Origin of the sequence: Streptomyces sp. NPDC057743 (assembly GCF_042798755.1) — a bacterium.
GTDB lineage: Bacteria > Actinomycetota > Actinomycetes > Streptomycetales > Streptomycetaceae > Streptomyces.
The window spans coordinates 1-5769 of the sequence record NZ_JBHVJX010000087.1 but is presented as its reverse complement, the minus strand read 5'-3'; the positions used below and the strand labels follow the sequence as shown (position 1 = coordinate 5769).

The window sequence follows — 5769 nt, the reverse complement described above, 5'->3', positions numbered from 1 at the left end:
CACCCCGGCCCGCGTGTCCCCCACCAAGGCCGCATAACATCAACCCCACGAAACCCGTTCGTGAGCGCCTTTACACCACAAACTGGACGCGACCGAAAACGCTCAGGGCCGTCAATTGAACACTCCTGTGCGCGTACAGGAGCCAGGAGGCGTGCTTGACGAGCGCGTTCGGGGCGTCGAGCATGGAAAGATGCGGATCCAACAGAGCCCCCGGGTGCCGGCATTGTCGGGTGGAATCAACACAGCCAACGACCGGGGGCTCTGCCTGTCACTACCCCTGCGGACCAGGCCTTTTCGCTCCTCCGAAACGGGATGAAAGAGGCTCACTGGCGTCTGCCTGGTCATCAGGTCCGCCATCGCTGGGAAGCCCCCTCGGTGGGGTTCTCCCACCTGGTTCGGCTATACCATTCCGAAGAAGACCCCTCCGGGAGCAATGACGTTGGGGGTGTAGAAGAATTCGCGTGCGGATCGCACGCAGTCTTCCCGGGTGACACAGCCGTCGTTGCCGAGCTCCGGAATCCGGCCGGCGATTTCGGGTGAGGTGACCTCCAGAAGCTTCAGAAGTCGCGAGAGTTCCTCCATACCGAGGATGTTGCTGTCGTCAGGGACGATGACGTCGAACATTGCGCTTGGGATGCCCTCGACCACATTGAACCGACTGATGTCCATGCTGGCCATACGGTTGACCGCGACGAACTCCTCCTTGGTCAGGAGCGGGGAGGTGCTATCGGCGTGACGGAGCAGCTCACACCAGTACATCTGGTAGGTGGCCTGCAGCGCCTGGAGACGACGCTCGGCCGTGTCGGTCTTGTAGCCAACCGCAAGACGGTCGAAGAGGCGCTGGTAGTCCGCCCAGTGGATGGTGCCGTCGTGGTCCGCATCGACGGCTTCGAAAAGCAGACCAAGCTTGATCGCGATCGGGTCAGTCATTCTGCTGTCCTTTCGGTTACTTGATGCACAGTTTGCACCCTGAGACATGTGTCATGTTGCACCGAGTTCCCTGTTCGCACACCTGGAAGTGCACAGCCTTCGCTCGACTGGCGGAGCTCAGGCAAAGCACGACGGCAAGGCAACAGTTGACGGCTGGTCAGTTCCTGCAGGTCACGCCGTCATGCTGACCAGAGCCTCGACTCACAGTCCCAAACGCCCAGATGAGGACCGGTTAACCCAATGCGGCAAATGACTCACTATTCGTTTGCCAAACGGAAGCGAGCGGGAAGGGTTGAAGGCGTAGGAGCTGCGGCAGAGCCCAACGAACGCGAGTCGCATCTCCTCGTGCGGGTGATGCCGCGGTGCGCGCTTCTGCGTAGTGAGAAGCGTGCACCGTCACAGCGTCAACGAAATGTGAGTAAAGGCCGTTCCGTAACTCATCTTGAACTGCCCCGCAACCATGGGACGTTGACGAAGCATGTCGATTTTCCCCGGCTCCAAGCCATCACTCTGCGGCGCTAAACCGGAACAGAAGGAGCACACACGAACCTCGTACCAGCTTACGGAACAGCTTTTAGCGTGAAGCAAAAAGCAGGCAAGTACCGTCTGCAGATTCGCAGCTCACACCCTCCGCGCAGGCGGGCACCACTTGACTTTCCCATCGCCCACCTCACAGGCGAGGCCTGCCAACGCTGCCAACCATTCGGCACCCGCACCAACCTTTTCCGTTCGCCAGAACAAGGAAGTCAGAAAATGGCGCGAGTAAAGTTGTGGTTCGCTCATCGTCACCCGACCTCCATCGGCAGACTCCTGGCCAAGGCCGTATTCATCACGCTCCTTGTCGCTACGTCCGCGACAGTCACCGCACCCCTCTCGGTCGCCTACGGCCCCGTCTGGGACAAGCTCGCTGCTTGCGAGAGCAGCGGTCGTTGGCATGTCGCCACCGGCAACGGCTACTACGGAGGGCTGCAGTTCTCCCTGTCCACATGGCGTGCCTACGGCGGTGCGCATTACGCTCCCAACGCAGCCCGGGCCCGCCGCGCTCACCAGGTCGCCGTGGCAAGACGCGTAGTGGCCGATGTCGGCTGGTCAGCCTGGCCACAGTGCTCACGCACACTCGGACTCACCAGGTAGAACCGCCAGGCACCGCAGTGAAGCTTCCAAGGCCAGGTAGTTAACGGATCTCCGCTGCTGTCAAGGGGGTTCGAGCAGGTCCGAGGCAGCCAAAGCGACGGAGCTCTCGTTGTACTGCGCGTCGTCCAAGACAGCAGACAGGGGAGCTCCGTTGGCCCCGTATTGTGCACCACCGGTAGCGGGTCAGGTTCCGGAGGGGCTTCTCACCGTGGCGCGGGGCCGGTACGCGCCTGCCCACCTGGGTGAGTTGGGAACGTTGCTGCCGCCGGAACTGGTTGACGCGGTACTGGAGGAGCACGGCGGTCGGCACGCGCGCCTTCGTGACCTCCCCTCGCGCTGCGGGGTCTACTTCGTCTTGGCGATGTGTCTGTTCCCCGAGGTCGGCTACGGTCTGGTGTGGCGCAAACTCAGCGCCGCCCTGGGGGCGTTTCCCCTGGTGAGCCCGACGGTGAAGGCTCTGCGTGATCTGCGTCGGCGCATCGGAGTCGCTCCGGTGCGAGCCTTGTGCGAGATCGTCGCGGGACCGCTCGCCCGACCGTCCACACCAGGGTCCCGCCACGGCCGCTACCGCACCGTGTCCTTCGACGGCTGCTCCGCGATCAGGCTCCCCGACAACCGGGCGAACCGGGCGGCCTTCGGCCGGCATGGCGGCTGGCCGATGCTGCGGCTGATGCCCCTGGTCGAGACCGGCACCCGGGCACTGATCGGCTCCAGCTTCGGTCCGCCTAGCGAGGGTGAGATCGCCTACGCTCGTCGTCTGCTGCACCTGTTGCGACCGGACATGCTCGTGCTGTGGGACAAGGGCTTCGACGGCAACGACTTCCTCGCAAAGACCTACGCCACCGGCGCGAAGATCCTCGGGCGGCTGAAGTCGAACCGGATCACCCCGGTCCTGGTCCGCCTCGACGACGGCTCCTACCTCTCCCGTCTTGGCACCGTGGCCGTCCGCGTCATCGAGGCCCACATCACTGTGACCTGCGCCGACACCACCACCTTCACCGGCTCCTACCGGCTGATCACCACGCTCACCGCCCCCGACGCCACCCCGCCCGCACTCTCATCTCCCTCTACCACGAACGCTGGGAACACGAATCCGCCTACTTCGCCCTGCGCCACACCATGATGAACAGCCGCGTACTGCGCTCCCACGAGCCCGCCGGAGTCGAACAGGAGATGTGGGCCACCCTCACCCTCTACCAGCTCCTGCGCGCCGTCATGGTCGACGCCGTCGAGACCTGCCCGGGCACCAATCCCGACCGAGCCGGCTTCACTGTGGCCCTCCAGGCCACCAAGATCGGCCGCCGCGTCCTCGACGCCCTCCTCCCGGCCCGCCACCCACGCATCAGCACTCGCAAGGTCAAATCCACCACGGTCCGCTACGCGGAGCGCCTCAACGACGGCCGCCCCGACCGCTCCACCCCGGTCACCGGCTTCACCGTGGAAGTCCAACCCCCGCCGGAGAAAGGTGAGTTCCCCGACACCACCCGTGATGAGCGCACCCTGCCCATGGCTTCGCCCGAGCGTCGCAGCGAGAAAATCATCGCCTTCCTGCGTTCCGAACCCGAGCGAACCTGGAGCGCCAAGGAACGCTCGCGCCGCCTCGGCGACATCACCGTCCAGTCCATCTACCGCCAACCCAGCCGCCTCGCCGACCGCGGCCTCATCATCAAAACCGGCCGCGCAGCCTACACAACCCCCTTGACAGCAGCGGAAATCCGTTAACTACCTGGCCTTGGGGAAACCTCCAAGGCCGGGTAGTTAGCGTTTTCGCAGGTCACGCAAGGGAGTTGAGGAAGTCCTGACATGGAGCAACGGAGCTCGTTGCAGTCGTCCAAGACAGCTTGTCCCCGAAGGAGCTCCGTTGCCCGGTCATTGTGTCCTGCCGCCGTCACTGGCGACCATCACCCGTACGGTCACTGTGGCCGCGGGCCGGTTCGCGCCGGGCCATCTGGGGGAGCTGACGTCGGTCGTGCCGTTCGAGCTGGTCGATGCGGTCTTGTCGGAGACTTGGACCGTGCAGCAGCGGCTGCGCGATCTGCCCTCGCGGGTCGGGGTCTACTTCCTGTTGGCGATGTGCCTGTTCCCGGAGATCGGTTACCGGTTGGTGTGGGCCAAGCTGACGGCCGGCCTGTCGGGGATGCCGGTTGTCCGCCCGAGCACGAAGGCACTCCGTGATCTGCGCCGCCGACTCGGCAGCGCTCCGGTGCGGGTGTTGTTCGAGGTGCTGGCCGGGCCGTTGGCCCGCCCGGACACGCCGGGGGTGCGGTTCGGCTCGTATCGGACGGTGTCGTTCGACGGTTGCAGCTCGATCAAGGTGCCTGACAGCGAGCGCAACCGGGGCTGGCTGGGGCGGTGCCCGCACGGCGGGTATCCCCAGGTCGAGCTGATGGCGCTGGTCGAGACCGGCACCCGGGCCGTCATCGCGGCGGTCTTCGGCCCCACCCGGGAGGGAGAAACCTCCTACGCCACCCGGCTGTTGCACCATCTGGGCCCCGAGATGCTGGTGCTGTGGGACCGGGGCTTCGACAGCAACGGCTTCCTCACCGCCGCGCACGCCACCGGCGCACAGGTCCTGGGCCGCATCCGCCAGCGCCGCCGCCCACCAGTCCTTCAAACTCTCGCCGACTCCTCCTATCTCTCGGTCATCGGCGGCGTCCCGGTGCGCATCATCGAAGATCAGGTGAGTATCACCTGCACCGATGGCAGCAACTTCGAGGGCTCTTACCGTCTGGTGACCACGCTCCTGGACGCCCGCCGCTACCCCGCCGACCGCCTCGTGCACCTGTATCACGAGCGTTGGGAGCACGAGAGCGCCTACTACGCCTTGCGCCACACCATCCTGCACGGACGTGTCCTGCGCTCGCACGACCCGGCCGGCGTCGAGCAGGAGATGTGGGCCCTGCTCACCCTGTACCAGGTTCTGCGCCGCACCATGGTCCAGGCGGTGGAGTCCCAGCCGGGCACCGATCCCGACCGCTGCGGCTTCACCGTCGCCGTCCAAATCGCCCGTGACCTGCTGGTATGCGCGGAAGGAGTCTTCGAGCGGGGCATTGGAGAGATCGGCCGGCGCGTCCTGTCGGCGCTGTCGCCCGCACGGCGGGCCCGCGTCAGCACCCGCAAGGTGAAGTCCCCCATCTCCCGCTACGCGGAGAGGAAGCTGGACGGCCGCCCTGACCGAAGCAAGGCCGTGACCTCGACGGTGATCACTCTCCTGCCACCGCCGGTGCCGGAGCCCGCACTGCCCACGACCACGGTCCCCCAGTACGTCGGCCCCGGCCAGACCAGCAACCGCATGACACGCGTCCTGGCCATCCTGCAGGCAGAACCCGAACGGCTCTGGCGCTCAAGGGAGATCGCCGAACTCCTCGGCGACGTCACCCTCGTCGCCACCTACCGACAACTCGCCCGCTGGACCGAGAAGGGAATGATCAAGAGAGTCCGCACGGGACGCTACGCGGCAGTCACACAGGCAACAACCCCCGTGCGTGACCTGCGAAAGCGCTAACTACCCGGCCTTGGGGAAACCTCACGATGGATGCCGCCCACCCACCGGCCTCACCATGAACAAGTTACCGGACACTACGAGTTCAACCTGAGTACACGTCGCACCTCAGTGAACTTCTTCAACTCGGCCACTGATCGGGGGATGGTTGGTGGCCCGTAACAGGCGAGGCTCTCGGACTGTTGAGCGGGATGTCTCACGTC

At 65.2% G+C, this 5769-nt stretch carries 5 protein-coding genes; 4 read left to right on the top strand and 1 reads right to left on the bottom strand.

The genetic code is table 11. The annotated features are described in order from the left end of the window. Nucleotides 1–399 precede the first annotated feature (399 nt). Complete coding sequence (locus ACFVFQ_RS38165; RefSeq protein WP_383425273.1) at nt 400–930, bottom strand: EF-hand domain-containing protein; 531 nt, start codon at nt 928–930, stop codon at nt 400–402. 753 nt (nt 931–1683) lie between these two features. On the opposite strand from ACFVFQ_RS38165, the gene ACFVFQ_RS38160 reads away from it, so the two are divergent. The 4 genes from ACFVFQ_RS38160 to ACFVFQ_RS38145 all read left to right on the top strand — a co-directional run bounded on the left by ACFVFQ_RS38160 (nt 1684) and on the right by ACFVFQ_RS38145 (nt 5569). Further along, on the top strand, nt 1684–2064 hold the full coding sequence (locus ACFVFQ_RS38160) for a transglycosylase family protein (protein ID WP_383425275.1): 381 nt from the start codon (nt 1684–1686) through the stop codon (nt 2062–2064). Nucleotides 2065–2272: 208 nt separating this feature from the next. Continuing rightward, nucleotides 2273–3187: a transposase domain-containing protein gene (locus tag ACFVFQ_RS38155; protein ID WP_383425271.1), complete on the top strand. Its 915-nt coding sequence runs from the start codon at nt 2273–2275 to the stop codon at nt 3185–3187. After that, nucleotides 3184–3786 carry a hypothetical protein gene (locus ACFVFQ_RS38150; RefSeq protein ID WP_383425269.1) on the top strand — a complete coding sequence of 201 codons (603 nt, stop codon included), beginning with the start codon at nt 3184–3186 and terminating at the stop codon, nt 3784–3786. The genes ACFVFQ_RS38155 and ACFVFQ_RS38150 overlap by 4 nt, the downstream gene beginning before the upstream one ends. A 139-nt stretch (nt 3787–3925) precedes the next feature. Continuing rightward, entirely contained in the window at nt 3926–5569 is a 1644-nt protein-coding gene (locus ACFVFQ_RS38145) for an IS4 family transposase (protein WP_383425267.1), read from the top strand. Nucleotides 5570–5769: the final 200 nt, after the last annotated feature.